16 protein-coding genes are annotated in these 22,262 nt (G+C 61.0%); 9 read left to right on the top strand and 7 right to left on the bottom strand.

The window, feature by feature from the left end; all coding sequences use genetic code 11:
* Nucleotides 1–2: 2 nt before the first annotated feature.
* On the bottom strand, nucleotides 3–818 hold the full coding sequence (locus VGU25_01455; GenBank protein HEV2575851.1) for a hypothetical protein: 816 nt from the start codon (nucleotides 816–818) through the stop codon (nucleotides 3–5).
* Between the two features lie 340 nt (nucleotides 819–1,158).
* Here VGU25_01455 and VGU25_01450 point away from each other — a divergent pair, with 340 nt between their 5' ends.
* The 4 genes from VGU25_01450 (at nucleotide 1,159) to rplT (ending at nucleotide 3,569) form a co-directional block, all read left to right on the top strand.
* On the top strand, nucleotides 1,159–1,422 hold the full coding sequence (locus VGU25_01450) for a hypothetical protein (protein HEV2575850.1): 264 nt from the start codon (nucleotides 1,159–1,161) through the stop codon (nucleotides 1,420–1,422).
* Nucleotides 1,423–1,592: 170 nt separating this feature from the next.
* Complete coding sequence (locus tag VGU25_01445) at nucleotides 1,593–2,375, top strand: septal ring lytic transglycosylase RlpA family protein (GenBank protein HEV2575849.1); 783 nt, start codon at nucleotides 1,593–1,595, stop codon at nucleotides 2,373–2,375.
* 439 nt (nucleotides 2,376–2,814) lie between these two features.
* On the top strand, nucleotides 2,815–3,012 hold the full coding sequence (gene rpmI, locus VGU25_01440; protein HEV2575848.1) for a 50S ribosomal protein L35: 198 nt from the start codon (nucleotides 2,815–2,817) through the stop codon (nucleotides 3,010–3,012).
* A gap of 179 nt (nucleotides 3,013–3,191) precedes the next feature.
* Nucleotides 3,192–3,569 (top strand): 50S ribosomal protein L20, encoded by a 378-nt coding sequence (rplT, locus tag VGU25_01435; protein ID HEV2575847.1) that lies wholly within the window; start codon nucleotides 3,192–3,194, stop codon nucleotides 3,567–3,569.
* 110 nt (nucleotides 3,570–3,679) lie between these two features.
* Here rplT and VGU25_01430 read toward each other — a convergent pair whose 3' ends face one another.
* Entirely contained in the window at nucleotides 3,680–4,630 is a 951-nt protein-coding gene (locus VGU25_01430; protein ID HEV2575846.1) for a putative sulfate exporter family transporter, read from the bottom strand.
* A 64-nt stretch (nucleotides 4,631–4,694) separates the two neighbouring features.
* Nucleotides 4,695–5,633: a LysR substrate-binding domain-containing protein gene (locus tag VGU25_01425; protein HEV2575845.1), complete on the bottom strand. Its 939-nt coding sequence runs from the start codon at nucleotides 5,631–5,633 to the stop codon at nucleotides 4,695–4,697.
* Between the two features lie 47 nt (nucleotides 5,634–5,680).
* Between VGU25_01425 and VGU25_01420 the strand changes: the two genes are divergently transcribed.
* The gene (locus VGU25_01420; GenBank protein ID HEV2575844.1) at nucleotides 5,681–8,221 is read left to right on the top strand and encodes a zinc-dependent metalloprotease; all 2,541 of its coding nucleotides are present in this window, start codon (nucleotides 5,681–5,683) and stop codon (nucleotides 8,219–8,221) included.
* Nucleotides 8,222–8,228: 7 nt separating this feature from the next.
* A complete protein-coding gene (locus VGU25_01415; protein ID HEV2575843.1) occupies nucleotides 8,229–9,155 on the top strand; it encodes a polysaccharide deacetylase family protein in 927 nt (308 codons plus the stop codon).
* Nucleotides 9,156–9,158: 3 nt separating this feature from the next.
* On the opposite strand, the gene VGU25_01410 is transcribed toward VGU25_01415, so the two are convergent.
* Nucleotides 9,159–10,964, bottom strand: a complete 1,806-nt coding sequence (locus VGU25_01410) for a mismatch repair protein (GenBank protein ID HEV2575842.1) — start codon at nucleotides 10,962–10,964, stop codon at nucleotides 9,159–9,161.
* Nucleotides 10,965–11,099: 135 nt separating this feature from the next.
* Between VGU25_01410 and VGU25_01405 the strand changes: the two genes are divergently transcribed.
* The 3 genes from VGU25_01405 to VGU25_01395 are packed head-to-tail and all read left to right on the top strand — an operon-like array spanning nucleotide 11,100 to nucleotide 14,839.
* Nucleotides 11,100–12,614, top strand: coding sequence for a glycosyltransferase family 39 protein (locus tag VGU25_01405; GenBank protein ID HEV2575841.1), 1,515 nt, complete (start codon nucleotides 11,100–11,102; stop codon nucleotides 12,612–12,614).
* A 48-nt stretch (nucleotides 12,615–12,662) separates the two neighbouring features.
* Nucleotides 12,663–14,042 carry an FAD-binding oxidoreductase gene (locus tag VGU25_01400; protein ID HEV2575840.1) on the top strand — a complete coding sequence of 460 codons (1,380 nt, stop codon included), beginning with the start codon at nucleotides 12,663–12,665 and terminating at the stop codon, nucleotides 14,040–14,042.
* A complete protein-coding gene (locus VGU25_01395; GenBank protein HEV2575839.1) occupies nucleotides 14,039–14,839 on the top strand; it encodes an SDR family oxidoreductase in 801 nt (266 codons plus the stop codon). The genes VGU25_01400 and VGU25_01395 overlap by 4 nt, the downstream gene beginning before the upstream one ends.
* A gap of 3 nt (nucleotides 14,840–14,842) precedes the next feature.
* Here the strand turns inward: VGU25_01395 and VGU25_01390 are convergent, their stop codons facing one another.
* From VGU25_01390 to VGU25_01380, 3 genes are all read right to left on the bottom strand, one after another.
* A complete protein-coding gene (locus VGU25_01390) occupies nucleotides 14,843–17,053 on the bottom strand; it encodes a TolC family protein (protein ID HEV2575838.1) in 2,211 nt (736 codons plus the stop codon).
* A gap of 74 nt (nucleotides 17,054–17,127) precedes the next feature.
* The gene (locus VGU25_01385; GenBank protein HEV2575837.1) at nucleotides 17,128–18,948 is read right to left on the bottom strand and encodes an efflux RND transporter periplasmic adaptor subunit; all 1,821 of its coding nucleotides are present in this window, start codon (nucleotides 18,946–18,948) and stop codon (nucleotides 17,128–17,130) included.
* Nucleotides 18,949–22,182: an efflux RND transporter permease subunit gene (locus VGU25_01380; protein HEV2575836.1), complete on the bottom strand. Its 3,234-nt coding sequence runs from the start codon at nucleotides 22,180–22,182 to the stop codon at nucleotides 18,949–18,951.
* Between the last annotated feature and the right edge of the window lie 80 nt (nucleotides 22,183–22,262).

Below are 22,262 nucleotides of genomic sequence, written 5' to 3'. Positions count from 1 at the left end.
CGCTACCTCGTGGAACTTTGTCCATGCTTCAACCGCACTGCCCTCAACAGGTCGCTCGTAAACTCATCCAGCGCAAAGCTCAGCGCCGCCCCGCCCATTGACCCGCCGAAGCCCGCAATATTGTCGTGAAAGTTCCGGTTGCTCTTCGGATAGTAAAGGTTATTCAGTGCCGTCCCCGCCGCCTGTCCCAGGATCAGCGACGTATTCACCACCGCGTGCCCATCCGTGCTGTCGCGCGTCACCAGCGCGCGCGTAACGGCATACCACGCCCGTTTCGGAATGCTGTGCTGCGACCCCAGCGCAAAGTAGCGCGGATCCTGGTGCAGCCACACCGCAAATGGCCCATTGGAGAGAAACGCCTGGCTGCTATCCCGGATAACCGCCGCTCCCACCCGCTGGCCAAACGCCTTGCTATTGGTCCCATAGTTCGGCTGGCCGTTCGTCAGCTGATCCCATCCGGCCGACGCAACAAAGCTGGCAATGCTGGTCGCCGAGTACAGATTCCGCGTCGCCAGCGTGATCTTGTCCCACTTGTGGATCTGCGGCGTCGCCATCCCCGCCGGAATCACCCGCGAAAACATCGGCGCCATCGGCATCGAGGCTGTCGCAGCTTTCGTCGACTCCGTCATCAGCGGCTTATCGCCCGGTTTCTGCTCCTGTTGAGGCAGTGGCGCCTCCGGCAAACTCGCGTCCGCAATCGCCTCGACAATCGCAGGCTGCACCGCAACAACATCCGCCCGTGCATCTGGACCCACCACTCCCTGCGCCGCGCCATGCAGCGCGATCCCCAGCACCAGCCCCGAAAGAATCGGCCGCAACCGCCGGCCTGAAAAGAAACAATTACAACAACCTCGACCTGCTCGCATGCTGCCCTTTTTGGTCCGCCGGAATCACCCGGCGTCCGCTGAATTTCGACGAAGAATTCCAGCCGTCACTAAAGGGGACGCCCGCAGAGCCTCTATGAGTTGTACTTCCATGCATTTAGCCCTTCGAGTGCCCACAACCGCAGTCACTAACGACTAACTACTAACCACTAACCACTCCTTCCTCCCTTTACCACTTCGGCACAACCTCTCCCCCGTACCGTTGACCATGACCCGCTCTCGCATCAACCATGAAACAGTGGCCCATATCAGGGCCGCGCCGGAGGCCTGCCCAATGAGCTCCCCTGGAAACCAGAAGCCACTCGATCAACGCCTCCACGAAGCCGCCCGCCGCGCCGAGGAAGAGCTTCACCGCTTCGTGAAATATCTCGACGACGAGGTCGTCCCCGAGGTCCGACGCAACAGCTCCACCGCCCTGCGCGCCGCCGCCGTCCGCCTTCAGAAGCTTGCCGAAAACCTCGAGAACGCCCGCTCCAGCTCCACCAACGAGCCGCCCGCCCCCGGCTCCGGCCCAAAGCCTCCCTCGAGCAGCTCCTGATGCACTTCGCTCGAAACCGCCACGACCCGGGTGGCCCATCCTCTCACGGTCTCATCGTGAGAGGGTGGGGTATCACTGTCGTGCTGAGAAGGCACGTTTCGTTAAGGGCACGGCTTCAGCCGTGCCGTAAGTGCCGAGAAATGAATGCGGCTTTAGCCGCTGAGGTCAGTTTGCGGGCCAGTAGGGGACCCTTTCAGCACAGTGTTCAGCGCCGCGCAGGTTCTCCTCTCCGCGCCCTCGCCGCCCTCGCCAGCCTCACCCTCCTCCTCACCGGCTGCCACCACAAACCCCCGCAGGTCTCCCAACAATCCCCGCCACCCCTCTCCACACCCCGTCGCGCCGAACCCGCCATCCCAACTCGCCCGGCAGCCCCTCCCCCCTCCCTCGACGACACCACCGGGCCGCCCGTCTACACCGAGGTCGGCCTCGCCAGCTGGTATGGCCCCAGCTTCAACCGCCGCGCCGCCGCCGACGGCAGCGTCTACAACCAGGACGGCATGACCGCCGCCCACCGCACCCTGCCCATGGGTTCAACCGTCCGGGTCACCAACCTGGCTACCGGCCAGCAGGTCTACGTCAGGATCACCGACCGCGGCCCGTTCGTCCGCAGCCGTATCCTCGACCTCTCCATGGGCGCCGCCAAGGCCGTCGGCCTCTACCGCACCGGCGTTGGCCGCGTGCGCATCGAGGCCTTCCGCCACGTCTCCGCCGACCCGCCCGGCCGCTGGTGCGTGCAGACCGGCCCCTTCAAAGAGCAGCGTGACGCCACCGACCTCAAGGAAGCCCTCCTCAAGCGCTACCGCGGCGCCCGCGTCGCTGAATTTCAGGGCCCCACCGGCTTCTGGGTCCGCATCGACCCTGTCGACCACGCCCACTCCGACGCCCTCGAAATCCAGGACTGGATCGGCGACCCCGACCCCACCGCCGTCCCCTACCTCGTCCGCATCGACTGACGAATCCACCCCGAAAACCAATCGAGCTCGACTCCGCCCGAAACCGGGTGCCCCACCCTCGACCGGCGTAGCCGGGCAGGGTGGTGGTGTCGTTTGCGGTTAGCAAACGATAAAAAGCCCGACCACCTCCCTCCGTCATCCTGAGCGAAGTTCGGCGCCCGCGCCGAACGAAGTCGAAGGACCCCGATACCGTCCGCCCTGCCAACGCTCTCGAACCCTTCCTCACCAACGACTTACAAGAAATCCTTCGCGAAAACAGCCGAAAAGACACATGTCAAGCCCAAATCCACCCATCCTCAACAAAACAAATGAGAAGCTGACCGGAAATAATTATCGTCAACCCGCTATAATGGAATTAGACAGTTAGAGAAGGGCCGAGCTCCTGGCCTGCTATACTGATCCCTGCTGTTTATCCGTAGTTTCTCTACATAGGAACACCATGCCAAAGTTGAAGACCCACTCCGGCGCGGCCAAGCGCTTCAAGAAGACTGCGAGCGGTAAGTTCAAGCGCGGTCAGTCGAAGATGCGCCACATCCTCACCTCCAAGGCCACGAAGACCAAGAAAAAGCTTGGTCGGATCGTCCTGGTGAGCGAGGCCGACACACCGAAGGTCGCCCGCATGCTCCCCTACGCCTAAAGCGTAGCGAGCAAGCAAGTTATTCGAATCGAGCCGGCTACAAGCCAAAGGGCCAGTAAAGCGTCGAGGCCCCTCGCTGAGCGTAAGCGAAGCGACACCAGATTCGAAGCAGCAAGCGAGTGAAGAGGTACACCTTACCTCCAGCCGCTGGAACGACGCGAAAGAAAAAGGAGCACACGATGCCTCGTGTAAAGCGCAGTACAAAGCGCAACGATCGCCGCAAAAAGATCCTCAAGCGCGCAAGCGGCTACTTCCTCACAAAATCCAAGCTCTATCAGGCCGCTCAGGAAGCCGTCGAGCGCGGTCTCAAGTTCGCCTACATCGGCCGCAAGCAGAAGAAGCGTCAGTTCCGCTCGCTCTGGATCGTGCGCATCGGCGCCGCCGCCAAGCTGAACGGCATGAGCTACTCCACGTTCATCAACGGCCTCAAGAAGGCTGGCGTCGGCCTTGACCGCAAGATCCTCGCCGACATCGCCGCCAACGATGCCGTCGGCTTCGCCGCCCTCGCCACCCAGGCCAAGGGCGCTCTCGAGCAGACCAAAAAGGCTGCTGCGTAAAGCAATCGGATACAGACAACAAGGGCGTGGCCTAGGCCACGCCCTTGTTGTCTTAATAGTAACTACTCAAAAACACGCAAAAACGCCTCAAAACCGCTCCAAAAGCGCCCTTAAAGTGAAATCCATCCCGCGCGAATTGCCATCAGCGAGCACGTCGCGATCACCACCCACAGCGCCACTCCCTGCACCATCGGCCGCACACCAACGCGCTTGATTGTCTCCCGCGACAATCCCGCGCCGATAAGAAACAACACAACCGTCAGCCCGCTTTTTCCGAGCCCGTTCAGCTTGGCAAACAGCGCCGCAAGCTGCGGGAGATACGTCCGGGCAACCGCTGCAAGCACAAACAACCCGATAAACCACGGGATCTGGATCTTCACCTTTTTGCCGTCCGCTCGCTTGGCGCGTTTCCGCGAGAAGATCATTGCCGTCACCAGCGCGACGGGAATAATCCAAAGAGCGCGCGCCAGCTTCACGGTTGTGCCTACCGCCAGCGCCTGCGACCCATACTTCGCCGCCGCGCCAACGACGGAACTCGTGTCATGAATCGCCAGCGCCGACCACAGACCGAACTGCGTTTGCGTGAGGTGCAGGTGCCATCCGATGAACGGGAACAGCAGCAGCGCGACGGCGTTCAGCGTAAACACCGTTCCCAGCGCAACTGCCATGTCCTCTTCACTCGCGTCCGCCACCGGCGCAACCGCCGCAATCGCGCTGCCGCCGCAGATCGCCGTCCCACAGGTGATCAGCAGCGACGCCTTCGGCGCCACCTCCATCAGCTTGCCGAGACCGAGACCCAGGATCAGCGCGAAGCTCAGCCCGATCGCCGTGTACATGAAGCCCGCGCGCCCCGCATGAATCACCTCACCGAGATTCATTCCGAAGCCAAGCAGCACCACCGAAGCCTGCAGCAGGAACTTCGCAACCGACTGGCCTTCCTTTGGCAAAGGATGCACAAACGCCAGTCCAAAGACCAGACCAGCGACCAACGCCATCGGTGGCGAAAGAATTCCGGCCGCAGCCAGGATGATTCCGATAAAAAATAGGGCCGTTCGGCTCATGGTGTCCAACTACAAGTGTCTGAGAACACAAGGCCGGCGTCCAAGCAGTAATTCCACTGCCCGATTAGTTCTTCTTATCGCTCCGTCTGCTCCGGCGTTCTTTCTCAACCGCTTTTGCGAAGGCCGCAAGATGCTCTGCCAGGGCCTGTGCCGCTGCGCTCGTCTTTGGCCCTCGCGAGTAGACCATGCTGAATTCCCGCGTCACGCGCAGGTTTTTGACCTTCACGATCGACAGCGTCCCGAGCGCACGCTGGCGCTCAAGCGCGAACCGCGAGGCGAAGCCGACGCCCAGGCCCGCTTCAACACACGCCAGCAGCGCTTCGGTCGAGCCGAGTTCCATGGCAATCTGCATACGAGGAACGGGCCCGCCCGCCAGCTTGAACGCCTGCTCCAGCACCTCGCGTGTGCCCGAACCGCGTTCGCGCACGAGCAGCTTTGCCGAGCTGAGTGCGCTTAAGGAAATCTCCTTGCCGGCCCACTCATGCCCCGAGGGAACAACCAGAACAAGCTCGTCCTCCAGCCATCGTTCAACTTGCAGCTCCTGTCGATGCGCGGGACCTTCGATCAGGCCGATCGGGGCTTCTCCGCTGGCAACCGCCTCCACCACGCGCTGCGTGTTTGCGCTTTCGAGCTGCAGGCGAACGCCATGATGCTGCCGGGCGAAATCAGCGAGCAGGCGCGGCAGAACGTATTGCGCGATGGTGGTTGAGGCCGCAACGCGTAGAGCACCGCGTACCTCGCCTTCGAGTGTTCCGATCTCCTCGATCGCGCGGCTGAGTGTGGACTCTGCCTCACCTGCGCGGCGCAGCAGCACCTCGCCCGCCGCGGTAAGCCTTACCTTGCCGCCGTTGCGATCGAAGAGCCGCGACCCAAGCTCCTCTTCGAGTGCCTTGATCTGTTGTGTCACCGCTGGCTGCGTGATGTACAGCGCCTCGGCCGCACGGCGAAAGCTCGCCTGACTGGCTACTTCGCGAAACACCCGCAGTCGAAAGTTTTCGAGCACTCGTTCTCCTCACGATCGATGCCACCGGTTGCATGTTACAAGGAGACATGCGTTCCCTCGCCATTTTCCTGGTCCCGGTCATTGCCGTCTCGTGCACGATGCAAGGGCAGGCCGATAAAGAGAGCAGCGGAGCTGCCGAAGCGAAGCCCGCTCCAACGATAGCCGCTCGCACGGCGACGATGCAGCACATGCCGGGTCTCCTGCCGCTGGACTGGGATGCGAAGACAGGCAAACTTTATCTCGAGATTCCGCTCAGCGCAGATCAATCGCACACGCGCTCGCAGGATCTGCTCTACACGGATTCGCTGCCGTACGGCATGGGCTCGAACGATGTGGGACTCGATCGCGGCCAGATCTCTGAAGGCCGCATCGTGCACTTCGAGCGCACCGGACCAAAGGTCCTTCTCGTCGAGCCGAACTCTGCGTTTCGAACGAGCTCGACCGATCAGGCTGAGCAACTCGCAGTGAGGCAGTCGTTTCCGGAGTCTGTGCTTGGCGGCTTCAAGGTTGAGGCCGAAGGCCCGGACGGCACAGTGCTGGTGGATGCGACGGACTTCTTCCTTCGCGACGTTCATCACGTCGCGCAGGCGCTTGCGAGAACGAAGCAGGGAAGCTACAAGATCGACGCATCGCGTTCAACGATTGCTCTCGATCACACGAAAGCGTTCCCGAAGAACACCGAGGTTGAAGCGGAGCTGACCTTCGCGCTCGATGGCGAACCGCAAGGACATTACGTTCAAGAGGTGACACCTGACGCCAGCGCAATGACGGTCCGCGAGCGTCAATCTTTTGTCGAGCTGCCACCGCCGGGATTTACACCGCGACGCTTCTCTCCGCGCGCCGGGTATTTTCCGACGAGCTACCGCGACATGAATGCACCGCTCGGAGATTCGATTGATCAGCAATTCATCATCCGGCACCGGCTGATCAAGCGTGATCCGAACTGCACGCGTGCGTGCGTTGCGGTTATGCCGATTCAATACTATGTCGATCGCGGCGCACCGGAACCAATTCGTACGGCTTTGCTCGAAGGCGCGCGCTGGTGGGACCAGGCGTTCCAGGCGGCAGGATGGGCACCCGGAACGTTCCGCGTCGACCTGCTGCCCGAGGATGCGGACCCGATGGATGTTCGCTACAACATCATCCAATGGGTGCATCGTTACACGCGCGGATGGAGTTACGGCGAAGCGATTGCCGATCCGCGCACGGGCGAGATCATCAAGGGCAATGTGACGCTGGGCAGCCTGCGCGCGCGGCAGGATTATCTGATCGCGGAGGCACTGCTCGCGCCGTATGCGAATGGCAAGGCGCCGGCTGATGCGGCGCACGATGCAGCGCTGCACATGGTGCTCGAACGCATTCGTCAGCTTGCAGCGCATGAGACGGGACACACGCTGGGGCTCGCGCACAACTTCGCTGCTTCGAGCTTTCCGCACCAGCCGACCGAGACGATGTCCGTGATGGACTATCCGCATCCGTACGTCACGCTGAAGGACGGTGTGCCCGATTTGAGCGAGGCTTATTCAGCCGGGATTGGCACGTGGGACAAGGTTGCGATTGACTACGGCTATCGTGAGTTCGATCGCGAAGGAAAACCTGTCGAAGATGCGGCTGCGCTCGAGAAGATTCTCGCGGACTCCGAGAAGACTGGAATGATCTTCATCACGGATGAGGACGCACGTCCGCTGGGCTCTGCGCATCCGCATGCGCATCTGTGGGACAACGGAACCGATCCTGCGGATGAGCTGAATCGCGTGCTCGAAATTCGATCCGCTGCGCTGGCGCGCTTCGGTGAGAATGCGATCAAGCCGGGAACCGATCTTGCGCAGCTAGAGGACACGCTGGTTCCGCTGTATCTGTTTCACCGCTATCAGACCGAGGCTGCGGCGAAGGAGATTGGCGGGCTGGACTATCGATACAACGTGCGCGGCGATGGACAAGCGCTGCCGGCGATTGTTTCAAACGACGAGCAGAAGAAGGCGATTGCGGCGGTGTTGAAGACGCTTTCGCCCGAGGTGCTGACGCTGCCTGAGTCGCTGCTCGCGATTCTTCCACCGCGACCGCGGGGCCTGCCGCGCACACAGGAGTCGCTGCCTGCGGAGACAGGGCTGACGTTCGACCCGGTGGCATCGGGCGAGGCCGCGGCGGATCTGACGCTGCAACTTTTGCTGAACCCGGAACGCGCCGCACGAATCGTGCAGTATCACATGCGCAATCCGCCTTCGAGCACGTCGCTGCGCGTGCTGATGGAAGGCATCTCCGCGGCCACTGCGCGGCGCATCGAGGGCGGGCACACGGTGTCGTCGGAGGTGGAGCGCGCGGTGGAGTTCCGCGGGTTGGAGACGATGCTGGCGCTCGCGGTAAACCCGCAGGCTTCGAGCCAGGTGCGCGCGATTGCGAGGTGGCACATCAATGATCTGCTGAAACAGTGGACGAACGAACCTGCTCCAAGCGACTCGGCCGAAGCGATTCACCGCGCGGCGATGATTGCGCGCATCCAGGAGTTCGAGCGCGATCCGCAGAAGTTTGTTGCGGCCAAGCCGCTGGAGGCGCCGCCCGGGATGCCGATTGGCGAAGATGAGGAGTGAGCGCCGCATGAGATTGCGTTTTGCAGCGGGGCTGCTGCTGTTTGTGTGCGCACCGCTGCCGTCTCAAACACCTGCGCCTGCGAATGCACCGTTGCAGGTTGCGTTCACGTTCGATGATCTTCCCGCGCATGGACCGCTGCCTCCAGGCATGGCGAGGCCGGCTGTCGTGCACTCGATCGTCGACACGCTGAAGCGCGAGAAGATGCCGCCGGTTTATGGATTTGTGAACGGATTTCGCGTCGCGCAATATCCGTATCAAATCCATATCCTGGAGGCGTGGCGCGCTGCCGGGAATCCGCTGGGCAATCACACGTGGTCGCACCCGGAGTTCGATAAGGTTACAGTCGCGCAGTATGAGGCGAACATCGTGCGTAACGAACCGCTGCTGCGGAAACTCGCGCGCGCTAGTGAGTGGCATTGGTTTCGGTTCCCGTATCTGGAGGAAGGAAGCACGGTCGAGAAGCGCGAGGAGCTGCGTGCGTGGCTTTCGCAGCACGGCTATCGCATCGCCGAAGTGTCGATGGATTTCCAGGACTACAACTGGAACGATTCGTACGCGCGATGCGCGGCGAAACACAATGATGCCGCGATCCAGTCATTGCATGACAGCTATCTCGGGGCCGCGGACGAATCGATCAAGGTCTATCGGGGGATCGCACAGCAACTGTATCAGCGCGATGTTCCCTACGTTCTGCTGCTGCATGTGGGAGCGTTCGATGCGCGCATGTTGCCGGAGTTGATTGCGCTGTTCCGCGCGCGGGGGTTTACGTTTGTGACGCTGGAGCAGGCGATGGCCGACCCGATTTACAGCTTTGATCCGAAGGTTCCATCGCCGGATGGCAACACGTTCAACGAGATGGTGGCCCAGTCGCGCAACGTCAACACGGCGGAGATGACGGATCGGTCGAAGGAACTGGATGCGATGTGCCGGTGAGGGCTAGACTTTGAGGCCGACCATCCTCATCAGCGCCACGCCATTTCTGGTGGTCACAACTCCGTCGCGCAACTTGAAGTCGAAGTGCATCTCTCCGTCTTCGATCCGCTCTTCGAAGTGCACGTTGCGCAGCGCGCCGACAGCATCGCCGATCTGCGTCAGGGCGAGGTCGTGAGTGCTGATCAGGCCGATCGCGCCGCTTGCGAGCAGCGCGTGCGCGATGCCTCGGGCGCCGGTCAGGCGGTCGACGGAGTTCGTGCCGTCGAGCAGTTCATCGAGGAGGAACAGGACCGGAGGCCGTTCGTCGGCCAGGGAGCAGACGGCGCGCAGCCGCAGGATTTCGGAGTAGAAGCGCGAGCGCCCCTCCTGCAAGGAATCGTTCACGCGGATGCTTGCGCCGATGTGCAGCGGCGTAAGGCGGAGGCTCTTCGCACGCACAGGTGCGCCGGCCATGGCCAGCACGGCGTTGGTTCCGATGGAGCGCAACAGGGTGCTCTTGCCGGACATGTTGGAGCCGCTCACGAGCAGAAGCCGCGTTTCGCCGCCAATTGCGACGTCGTTGCGCACGCACTTTGCGTCAGGAATGAGAGGGTGCCCAAGTTCCGTCGCTTCGAAGCGAGGTCCGTAATCGAGCAATTCGGGGAAGGGATCCGACGGGTGCTCAAAGCTGTAGGTCGCGAGCGACTGCAGCGCTTCCAACTCGGCAAGTGCGTGCAGCCAGCGATCGAGTGATTCACCGTGCCTGCGTTTCCACGCCTGGGCTGCGCCGGAAAGTTGAACGCTGTAGAGAAGCGGCGCGTCGAAGATGCGAACCATGAAGTTGCCGCGCTGCTCCATCATGCGAGTGAGCAATGCGAGTCGACGCAAGGCGTGTGACGCGCTCTTGTGGTTGGCGCAAAGAGCCTGATGAAGATCGCGCAGCAGAGGCGATGAAAACTCGCGCGCCTCCCAGCGCTGGATGAGGGTTGAGGCGAGCTTGAGGCTCTCGCTGGCGCGCTCTGCGCTAACGAAGAGCGCCTGCGTTCGCTTTTGCAGTGCGAAGGTGATGGTCGCGTCGACGAGCACAACTGCGAGCAGGAGCAGCCCATGATCGGTGATGAAGTATCGGGCTGCGGCGCAGAGTGTCAGCGCAACCAATATGGGCGAGAGCCAGCGCAGCCACTCAGGAATCTGTGGCTGCAAAGCAGTGCCCCAATGCGCCAGCCCTGCAACGTCAAGATGTTCAAAGTCTGCGTGGCCGCAGCTTGCGAGCTCTTCGCGAAGATCGCCGATACCGCGGAGCTCTGCGATTGCTGCCTGGCGGGAGAGAATCGTATCGCGCGCTGCGGGTTCGAGCAGCCACAAGGCGAGCGTATCTTCTCCGGCGGAGGTTCGCGCGGAATTCAACAAAGTGAACAGGCCTCCAAAGCGGAAGAGGTCGAGGTCCTCGGCAAACAGGCTATCCGCGGCGCTCATCTCGGGGTCGCGCACAGGAAGATCTGCCCAATCGTCATCGATTCGTGCGATTCCGCGTTCGAAGAATCGGATCGCACGCCGCGCCTCGGCCCTGCGCCGCAGTACAAGCGAATGCTGCCTTGCTACAACGACGAATATCGCAGCGATGGCCAGCAGCCACCACGCCGAAAGCGTGTGGCGATAAAATGCGAACCACGCGACGGCAATGCCTGCAATGAATAGCGCGAGACGCAGGTATCCGAGCAGCGCATGCCGGCGTTCGCAGGCCGCATCCTCCGCCCTGCGCGCAGCGATTCGGGCCTGATAGGTCTCTCGTGGGGTTCGTTGGCTGCTATCGGGCATGCTACCGGTCATGGCCATCTTTCGTAGGATTCATCTTTGCTCCGATGAGCGGCTGAGGAACCACACGTGCTTTTGCAACGTAAAGATTCAGAAGATTCGCAGATTATTTTTGGGCGTATGTTGAAGACGAGCTCCGCAAACAATTCTATGGCGCAAACAACTGATCCCCGCAGCGAACGGCGTAGCCTGCTTCCGATTCTCCTTGTCGCGGCCGGCGTTCTTCTGCTTCACCTGCTTACGAATACGCGGTATGGGTTTCATCGTGATGAACTGCAGTTCCTCTCCGACGCCTTGCATCTAGACTGGGGCTACGTTGCCTATCCTCCGCTGACGCCCTTTATTGAGCGGATTTCGATGGCGCTTTTCGGGCTATCGATGGAAGGGTTGCGGTTGTTCTCGGTATTGGCGCAAGTCGTTGTCGTGATCACGGCCGGCCTGATCGCGCGAACGCTCGGTGGCAACCGTCTCGCGCAAGGCCTGGCGGCGCTGGCGGTTGCGCTCTCACCCATCGCGCTATTCGAGGGCACGGAGTTTCAGTACACGACATTCGAGCAGTTCGCCTGGGTGCTTGCCACGTACGGCGTCGTTCGCCTCCTGAGCAGCGAAGACGAACGATGGTGGATTTGGATCGGTGCGTTCAGTGGTATTGGCCTGATGGCGAAGTACACCGTCGTCTTCTTCGTCATCGCTCTGCTGGCGGGATTTCTTGTGACGCCGGCGCGGCGTCTGATGGCCAGCCGCTGGTTTGTGCTGGGGTGTGCTCTCACAGTTCTGATTGTTCTGCCGAATCTTGTGTGGCAGGTGCGTCACGATTTCATCTCACTGCACTTCCTCGAGCATATTCACGCGCGCGACCTGCGCATCGGCCGTGGGAAGGCGAGCGACTTCTGGATCTTCCAGGCGATCCTATCGGAGAACGCCTTTGCGATTCCGCTCACAATTGCGGGTGTCGTTGCAGCCTGGCGCAGCGTGCGATACCGCGCGGTGAGTATCGCCTTTGTGCTCACGATTGTTCTGTTCGCTGGTATGAAGGCGCGCGGGTACTATACCGCCGCGATTTTCCCGGTGGTCATCGCTTTCGGTGCAGCGGCATTTGTGCAGTGGGCGTCACGACGGCGTCCTGTATGGCGGCGGAGCATTTTTGCTGTTCTGTTCGCAGGCATTTTGGGCTTGGGTGTGTACTTTGCGTGCGTGCTCGTTCCGATTGCATCCGGAGGCGCGCTGAAGACGTTCGCGCTCGCACACAGCGAGGATCTGCGAGAGCAGCTTGGCTGGGACACCTTCGTGCAGACCGTGGCGAATGTTCGCGACACGCTCGCGCCGGAGCAGCGCGCCAGCTTCGGCATCGTTACGGCGAATTACGGTGAGCAGGGAGCAGTTGAGCTCCTCGGCCGCAGCTACGGGCTGCCTGCGCCGATCAGCACGACGAACTCGGCGTGGCTGCGCGGCTATCCCACGCCGCAACCCGGCACGCTGATCGTGACCGGCCTGGATTTTGATGACGCCAACGGGATATTCACCGGCTGCCGGCTCGCGGCACACATCGGATACCCGGCAAATCTCAACAATGAAGAGAGCAAGTACCATCCGGACATCTTTGTTTGCGGGCCACCGCGGCTTCCATGGCCCGAATTCTGGAAGAAGTACCAGCGATTCGGCTGACATCTTCCGTGCTGACGCGCCCACAATCGCATCCGCTATCCTAGGTACATGCCCTCTGTGGTTGAGACCCCCACAACCAGCGCCCCACCTGAGACAAGTCCTGCGAAGCCGCCCTTCGAATCGTGGGGCCGCTATCCCGTCTACGACGCAGACGTGCGCTCGATCCATTGGCAGGACCAGTTCCCGCGCGTGATTGATGGCGTGCACCACGGAGCGCTCCCTGTGGGGATGGGCCGCAGCTACGGCGATGTCTGCCTGTTGAAGGACGGCACGCTGGTCAAGACGACCGGTATGAACCGCCTGCTGGGGTTTGATCCGGCGACGGGCGTGTTGACGGCAGAGGCCGGAATCACGCTCGCTCAGATTCTCGACTTCGCTGTGCCGCGCGGCTTCTTTCTTCCTGTTTCGCCGGGCACGAAGTACGTCACGCTGGGCGGCGCGATCGCGAATGATATCCACGGCAAAAATCATCACGTTGCCGGAACCTTCGGGTGCCACGTGCCGCAGTTTGAGCTCGTTCGCTCCGACGGCACGCGGCTGCGCTGCTCGCCGAGAGAGAATCCGGACTTGTACTCGGCGACGATCGGCGGCCTCGGTCTGACCGGCATGATCACGTGGGCGCAACTTCGTCTCAAGCGCATCGTCAACCGGCAGATCAATTACGAGGGTATCCAGTTTCACGGGATCGACGAGTTTCTCGATCTCACCGCGCAGTCGCAGAACATCGAGTACACCGTCAGTTGGATCGATGTAACGTCTACCGGCAAAAACTTCGCGCGCGGCATCTTCATGCAGGGCGATCACGTTCAGATTCCGGGCGAACTCAAGCCTTCGCGCGCGCCCAAGCTTACGTTTCCGATGGAGCTGCCAGGCTGGGCGCTGAACGGCGCGACTGTGGGCCTGTTCAACACACTGTTCTTCAACAAGCAGATGAAGCATCGCGTGACTGCGCTGCAGGATTATGAGCCGTTCTTTTATCCCCTCGACGCTGTACTGAAGTGGAACAAGATGTACGGCAAGCGTGGGCTGCTGCAGTTCCAGTATGCGATTCCGTGGGAGCATGCGCGTGAAGGGACGATTGCAATTCTGCATGAGGTGGCGAAGTCCGGTCTCGCGAGTTTCCTCGCCGTGTTGAAGGCGTTCGGTGATGTTCCTTCGCCGGGCATGATGAGCTTCCCGAAACCGGGCATTACACTCGCGCTCGACTTCCCCATCAAACCTGAGAAGAGCTTCGCGCTGTTCGATCGTCTCGCCGAGATGACGTACGAGTTTGGCGGCCGGCTCTATCCAGCCAAGGACGCACGCATGACCGCACCGCAGTTTCAGGCGTTTTATCCGCAGTGGCAGCGGTTCGCGCGCTTCAAGGACCCGGCGCTTACCTCAAGCTTCTGGGAGCGCGTGGTCGGCGCACAGGGATTCATGAAATGAGCGCAACTTCCGCGGTTGATCCCGCAATCTCTTCCCGGCGCACGGCTGCGGCATCGGAGCCGAAACGCATCCTCGTGCTCGGCGCGACTTCAGGCATCGCTGAAGCTTGCATCCGGCTGTGGGCCAGCCGCGGCGATCACCTGTTCCTCGTTGGGCGCAACGCCGGACGTCTCGCCGCAGTGGCAGCGGACGCTGGCACACGTGGAGCGACGTTCGTCGATACGGCGGTTTCTGACCTCGACCGCACGGAGCATCACGGGGACCTGCTCGCGCACGCGATCAACACACTCGGCGGTTTGGATGTCGCGTATCTTGCGCTTGGCGTGCTCGGCGAACAGCCGAAGGCGGAGCGCAACTTCCATGATGCGGCGCAGATCATTCACACGAACTACACAGCGCCAGTGAGCCTTCTTACGTGGCTGGCGAGCTACTGCGCGCAGCGGCACGCAGGCACGATTGCGGTGCTCAGCTCCGTTGCGGGCGAACGCGGACGCAAATCGAACTACGTCTACGGCAGCTCGAAGGCCGGTTTGACGGCGTTCGTTGATGGTCTGCGGAATCGAATCGACCGCGAAGGCGTTCGGGTGATCACTATCAAGCCTGGCCCGGTGAAGACTTCGATGACCCAGGGCATGAAGGGCCAGGAGCGCTTTGCCGATGTTGATAAGGTTGCGGCGAGTATCGTGCGATCCATCGATCGCGGCGACGACATCGTCTACGTGCCCGGACAGTGGAGGCTGATCATGGCAGTGATCCGCGCTATCCCGGAGCGCGTCTTCAAGAAGTTGAATCTGTAGCAATCATTGAGGAAGCGTTCCGCGAATCGCATCATCCAGCACGATGTGATTTTTTTCGAGCAGATCGCCAAGGTCGTGATCGAGCTCAATCTGCGCCTTCTTCCAGTTCGAGCGCGCTGCGATCTCCGTCGATCGTGCCTGCGCAAGATAGGCTTCGTCCTGCAGCACGGCGAGGTCCGTGGACTGGCCCACGCTTAGTTTGTCGCGCTCGGCATCGAGCAACTGTGACTGATACTGACGACTTGCCGTTGCGGCGACGTACGCCGCCTGCGCTGTCTGTAGCGCGACGACGGCAGTTTCAATCTCTTCGCGAATCTGCTGTGAAAGCTTCTCCGTTCGTCCTTCCACCTGGCGCAGCTCAACCGTATCGCGTGCGGCGTCGCTGGCTGCAACACGATTACGCAGTGGCAGCATAAGCTCCACACCGGCCTGGTAGATGGTTGAGGTGCGCAGTCCACCCGCGGCAAGCTCCGAGGGCACACTCGGCTGACCGGTTCCGGTCGAGCCAATGATCTCGAACGGCTGCTCTGTTGTCCCGCGAACTTCAACATTGCCGTAGAGATTTAACTGCGGCAGCACTCCGTTGCGGCTCGCCTCGACATTGATCTTTCCAGCCTCGACCTGCAACTTTGCCTGTGCGAGATCAGGTCGCTGCGCAAGACCCTCGCGAATGAGCGCAGGCACATCGATCGGCTCGGGCTGATCCGGCACAATGATGCGATCGGTTGGGATGATCTCATCGAACTGTGCCGTGAACACAGGCGAAGCTGTGCGCAGCAACTGATTTTTAAGGATGATCTCCTCTTGTTTATAGAGTCCCTGCGCCTGGATCAGCGAGAATCGGCTGGAGCTTTCGAGTGCTTGCGCGCGCGTGAGTTCAATCGGTGCGAGCGTGCCGAGATCGACCTGGCTCTGGTCGTCTTCGCGCAGCTTGGTTGCGGCGCGCAGGCTCTCCTGCTGCACGAGCACGTTCTCACCGAGCGATACGAGATCGAAGTAGAGGCGCGAGACTCCATAGATTGTGTCCAGCACCTGCTGCTCGAACAGTAGTCGGGAGATCTTCTGGTTCGTGCGCGCGATGCGGATGTAGCGCAGATTCACGTTACGTCCGCGCCCGCGCAACAGTGGCTGAATCAGTGTCAGAGAAGTGCTGGGCGAGTAGAACGGGTCGTACTTCGAGGACGCTCCGTAGAGCACTTCGGAGTCATTGTTGACGATGGCTTCGAGCTGCGCTCCAGTTGAAAACCCCTGTATATAACCAAGATTCAACGCGGTGAAATCCAGCGGAGCCGTAGAAGCCGCGGTGCCAGTTGTGCCGGTAGTCCCGGTTGCGCTGGTGAGATTCACCGTGTCAGAGCGGCGCAGCCAGCCAGCCACGCCGAGCAACTGCGGGTCGAAGATCGGAATGTCCGGCCCGGGCGCGTATTGAAATCCCGTGCCGAGCTGAGACAACGAGAGCGTCGTCTGTGCGGTCGAGTTCAGGCTCGTCAGGTCCGTTACAGTTGGCGAAACGGGATTAGTGTTCGTCGTCTCTGCTGCCAGGAGCGGCGAACCCGGCCCGCCGACACCATTCGGCGGCTCAGCTACCGAGTAGTCAATGCCGCGCAGATTTCCTCCGCCTTTCGCACGCACTTCATCCGCACGCGCCAGCACAAGATCGTAGCGCTCGGTCTCGACGTCGAGATTGTTCTCGAGCGCGAGTGAGATCGCGTCCTGCAGAGTGAGGTAGAGCTTTCCGTCGCGAATCAGCGATTGCAGCCGGGTCTCGCTGCCATCAAACAGCGGCGGCACAGCCGGCTGTCGGAACGGCCCGAGAAAGCCGAGGAAGTTCGGCGTAATCCCATGGGTCTCTTCGCGCTCCGGTCGCGTTTTGCTGTTCATCGCACCGGTAACCTGCGGCGCCGGCGCTTCGGGCGTGTCCACGTGTTGGGTGAGCGGAGAGATCGGCGGTTGCTCCATCTGTGCGTTCGGAGCCTGCTGCGCGTTCGGGCCCTCGGGTATAGTCCGCTGCGTTGGCACGGGACTTAGCGCCGGCAAATTCATGTTGGGAGGCAGTGCCGGCGATGGCGAAGGCTGTTCTGGCTGCTGTTGAGGAACTGGAACGCTCTGCGGTTGCTGTGGGAGAGACGTCGCCGCCGGTGGCGCGGCAGGCGAGGGAGTTGGCACAGTTGAAGCCGGCGGGTTCTGCTGCGTGCTCGCAGGCTGTTGTGCCATTGCGACGTGACCCGACCACAAGATCAGGATGGCGCTGCAGCGCCACAAACAGCGCGTGTTCCTGCGAATCACGTTCACGGCTTGCTCTCGCTCTGGTTGCCGTTCTTCTTGCCCTGCTGCTGGCTCTTCTGGTTCTGTTGCTGCTTTCCCTGGAGATTCTGATCGGTGATCCCCTCGTTGCTGTAACGCGAGTTTCCACCGGGCGGCGCATTTTGCGGAGCCTGCTGCGGCTGCTGCTCCGGCGTCTTCATAAGGTGCGGCTCGACCTCCGCACCGTCCACCACGTCGTCTGTCACATTCGTTACGATGACATCGCCTGCGTTCAGCCCGGTGAGGATTTCGACCATATCGCCCAGGTCGCGTCCGATCGTCACAGGGACAATGTGGACTTTTCCATTCACGATCTTTGCAATTGTTGTCTGGTCATGACGAATCACAACCGCATCGCCCGAAACGAGCAGCGGTCCTTCGATGCCCTGCGTTGGCGGGAAGGTCACGACCGTATACATTCCGGGCACGAGCTTGCCGTTGTGATTGTCCACCTGCACCTCGGTCAGCATCGTGCGCGTGTTCGGATCGACGGAGTCGGCGGTGCGCGTGATGTCGCCCGTAAAGTTGACGCCGGGATACTCCTGGAAAGAGAGCTGCGCGTGGCCGCCTGCGTGGATCGAGGTGACGTAGCCCTCGGGAACCGACACGAGAATTCGCAGCCGCTGCGTCTGCGCGATGCCGAACAGCGGGCCGCCCTGTCCTGGAGACTGCGTTGTTGTTGCCGCAGTGCTCGTCGTGCCGGAGCTTCCGCCAGTGTTCACTTGTCCCGCCTGCGTAGATCCGCCTGAGGTCGACGTCTGTCCTTCCGGCGCGGGTGCACTTTCCGCTCCTGAGGTTGTGCCTGATGCTGCGATCAACGCGCCGACATCCACGTTGCGCTGCGTGATCACACCGGAGAATGGCGCGCGCACATACTCGTAGCTCTGCAGCGCGATCATGCGGTCGAGATTCGCGTGGTACGCGTCCACGTTTCGCTGCGCCGCCGCCACATTTGCCAGTTGTGAGGTGTAGTTTGCCTCCTGCTGATCGCCATCCTGCCGCGAGAAGACGCCCTTCGCCACCAGCACGCGATAGCGCTGCACCGTAACGGTCGCCAGCGCAAGCTGCGACTTCTGCTGATCGAGTTGCCGCTCCGCCTGCATGAGTTGCTGCTTCGCCTGCGCTACCTGCTGATCGAGATCCGGCGCGTCGATGACGGCCAGCAACTGATTTTTGCGTACTTGATCGCCAATGTCCGCCAGCCGCGTCTTCAGATATCCGTTGGCGCGGGCATATACATACGCCTCGGTAAGCGGAATCGTCGTCCCTGGAAGCACGAGCCCTTCCTGAGTCGGCGCCGCTTCAACCTTGGCTGCATCGACCACAGGCTTCTCGTTCTGCTCCTGCTTTGCGCGCTGATCGATCTCTTTGTTGCGATTGTGCCGCGGCAGCCAGCCCGCGAGCAGCACGATCAGGAACAAAACCGCAAATCCGATCATGAAGATCCAAAGCTTGCGGTGGTTGACTGGCTTGTGAACGCGTTCTCGGACTGCCGGCTTTTTTCGTTTTCGGCTGGAGTTTGTCTCCTCGAAGCTCTTGCCCAGCCGTGCGTCGTCCAGCGCATTCGGATCAGCGAAAGAGCGCGCCAATCGCTGACGTTCGACGTAATCGGGGTCAGCGAATTCACGGCCAAGCTCGTATTCATCGGCCTCGCTGCTGCGTTCGAAGCTTCGCCCCATGCCGCGTTGCTCCGGCGTCGGGCCGTGCTCAAACCGTTCGCCCAATCGCGAAGGGTCGCTCTCCTCTGGCCAGGGCAGCCGCCGTTCGTCATCTCGCTTCTTGGGGTCGTCCATCTCGTCGGCCATCTACGCGGGCTGCTCCTGTGTGCTGCCGGAGGATGTCTGCTTCTTAGGCTCTTCGCCTTCGTGATACTCCTCCTCAATCTCCTTCGTGTAGTCGATGGGAGGATGTTTCTTCAGCAGGGAATAAATCGTCGGCACGAGAAACAGCGTGCCTACGGTCGCAAAGATCAGACCACCGATCACCGCGCGTCCCAGCGGCGCATTCTGCTCGCCGCCTTCGCCAAGCGCGAGCGCCATCGGGAACATGCCGATGATCATCGCCAGCGCGGTCATAAGTACCGGCCGCAGCCGCGTATGTCCGGCGTTGATGGCGGCCTCGCGGCGATGTTTGCCTTCCAAGCGTTCATCGTTCGCGAAGACCACCATCAGGATCGAGTTCGCTGTCGCCACACCGATCGTCATGATCGCGCCCATCAGGCTAGGCACATTGAAGGTCGTCTGCGTCAGGAACAGCGTCCACAGAATCCCGCAGAACGCGCACGGAATCGCCATCAGGATGATCAGCGGATCGAGCCAGCTTTGGAAGTTCACCGCCATCAGCAGATACACCAGCCCGATGGCGAAGAGAATGCCGAGCCCAAGGCGCGTGAACGAATCATTCATCGTCGCTACCTGTCCGCGCAACTCCAACTGCGTTGCCTTCGACACCTTCTGGTGAGCGATGATCTTTTGAATTTCGCTCGCAACACCGCCCAGGTCGCGTTGATCGACATTCGCGTAGATGTCGTATACAGGCTCGATGTCGTAATGGTTCACGATGATGGGCGATTCATCGCGATGGAATGAGGCGACGTTGCCCAACATCTGCGTCGCATTCCCCTGCGGGGTCGTTATCGGTGTGCGCGAAAGCTCCGGCAGTGACGAGATCCTGTATTGCGGCGTCTGCACCACCACGTTGTAGTTCACGCCATTTAGCGGATTGAGCCACTCGTTTGGCGCGACCTGTGACGTTCCGGAAAGAGAGATCAGCGTGGACTGCGCGACATCCTGCTGCGTCAGTCCAATCTGCCGCGCCTTGGTGCGGTCCACGTTGATATCGAGTGTTGGATACTCCACCAACTGGTGAAGGTGCACATCCACGGCTCCCGGAATTGCCGCTACTTCCTTCTCCAGCTTCTTCGCGAGCACATAATTGCCCTGGCCGTGTCCGACCACTTGCAGATCGATCGGCGCAGGCAGTCCGAAATCCAGAATTTCATTCGTAATGTTCGCGGGTGCGAAATAGAACGTGCCATCGGGAAACTTCTGCCGAAGATCATCGCGCAGCGTGCGCATGAATTCTTCCGTCTGCCTCTTGCCTGGCTTCAATGAAATCAGAATCTCGCCATCGGAGCTGGAGACAGGGGGCGCACTCGAAAAGGCGAGATTGATGCCGCTGTTGGGCAGCCCGATATTGTCGAGCAGCAGGCTCACGCGGTCGGCTGGAAGAGCCCGGCGAATTTCCGCGTCCACCCTGGAGAAGTACTGTTCGGCATCCTCAATTCGCATGCCCTGCGGCGGCTCAACTTCCAGGCGCATCTGCCCGGAGTCCACGTAGGGGAAGAAGTCGCGGCCAATAAAGAATGTCAGCGGAAGCGACAACACCAGCAGGACTCCGAACAACAGCAGCGTGATACCAGCGTTGTCGACACACCACTCCAGCAGCTGCTTGTAGTAGTGCTGCAGCCGCTCGAATTTATGGTCGAACTTCATGTGCCAACGCCACACGAAATTTTTCTTTGCCTCGCGGTCGCTCTCGCTGGGGCTCTGATAAAGCGCGAGCTCCTTGGCCAGCAGGAAGTGCATCATCGTCGGCACGAGTGTGCGCGAGAGGAAGTAGCTGGCCAGCATGGCGAACACGACGGCCATGGCGAGCGGCGTAAACAGAAACTTCGCAGCTCCGGTCAGCAGCACCACGGGCACGAAGACAATGCAGATGGAGAGCGTGGAGACAAACGCCGGCGCGGCCACCTGCTGGGCGGAATCGAGAATCGCTCGCGTCAGCGGCTTCTTCAGCCCCATGTTGCGATGTGTGTTCTCAATCTCCACCGTGGCATCGTCTACCAGGATGCCGACCGCCAGCGCCATGCCGCCAAGCGTCATCACATTGATCGTCTGTCCAATCGCCGCGAGAATCACGAGTGAGGTCGCAATCGACAGCGGAATCGAGATGCAGACGATCAGGGTCGACCGCCATGACCCGAGGAACAGCAGAATCATCAGCGCCGTCAACGCGGCGGCGATGATCGCCTCGCGCGCAACCTCGTCGATGCTCGTGCGGACAAAGATCGACTGATCGAAGAGCGGCGTAATCTTCAGCGGCGCGAGCTCGGCTTCAATCCTGGGCAGGTGGTTCTTGACGTCCTGCACAATGGAGAGCGTCGACGTGTTGCCATTCTTCAGGACCGTCAGCAGCGCGGAGCGCTTGCCGTTCTCGCGAACAATATTGGTTTGGACGGCGTAGCCGATGTGCACCTGCGCGACGTCCTTTACGTAGACGACGGCGCCATTCGCCGCTCTGATCGGCAAATCATTCATCGCGGCCATGGTTGCGGGGCTCGAGTTGGTCCTGACGACGTATTCGCGATCGCCGATTCGCGCCGTGCCCGCGGGCAGAATCAGGTTCTGCTGGCTCATCGCCGTCGAGACGTCCGCCGCTGACAGATGGTGCGCGTACATCAGGTTCGGATCGGTGTCGATCATGACGTCGCGCACCTTCCCGCCATAAGGAGAGGGAAGGGACGCGCCCTGCACTGTGGCCAGCAAAGGTCGCACAAAGTTCAGGCTCTGGTCATAGAGATCGGCCTCGCTCAGCCCCTGCCCACCCATGCTCAGCTGCAGGATCGGTACCGCCGAAGCGTCGTACTTAATCATGAACGGCGCTGTTGTTCCCGGCGGAGTAATCTTCAGGATCGTTTGCATGACCGCTGTGACCTGCGCCTCGGCCGCAGCGATCTGCACTCCCGGCTGAAAGTACACCTTGATGACGGCGATGCCCTGGTGGCTTTCGCTTTCCGTGTGTTCGATGTCATTGACCGTCGTCGTCAGCGCGCGTTCGGAAATCGTCACGATGCGCCCGGCCATCTCCGTCGGTGTCAGGCCGGTATAAGTCCAGACAATCGTCACAACAGGGATGTTGATATACGGAAAAATGTCCTTCGGCGTCTCAATCGCCGATCCAATGCCCAGCACCGCGATAAGCAGCGATAGCACGACGAAGGTATAGGGGCGGCGTAGCGCCAGTCGTACGATCCACATATCCGCCTCAGGAGGGCTTGGTTCCGATAATGTTCAGACGCGCAAAACGCTCACTGAGACTCTCGCGTCCTTGCCTTCCC

It is taken from the genome of Acidobacteriaceae bacterium (genome assembly GCA_035944135.1).
Taxonomy (GTDB): Bacteria; Acidobacteriota; Terriglobia; order Terriglobales; family Acidobacteriaceae; genus Granulicella.
Note: the sequence above shows the minus strand (reverse complement) of the source record. Positions and strands in the feature narration are given on the sequence as shown.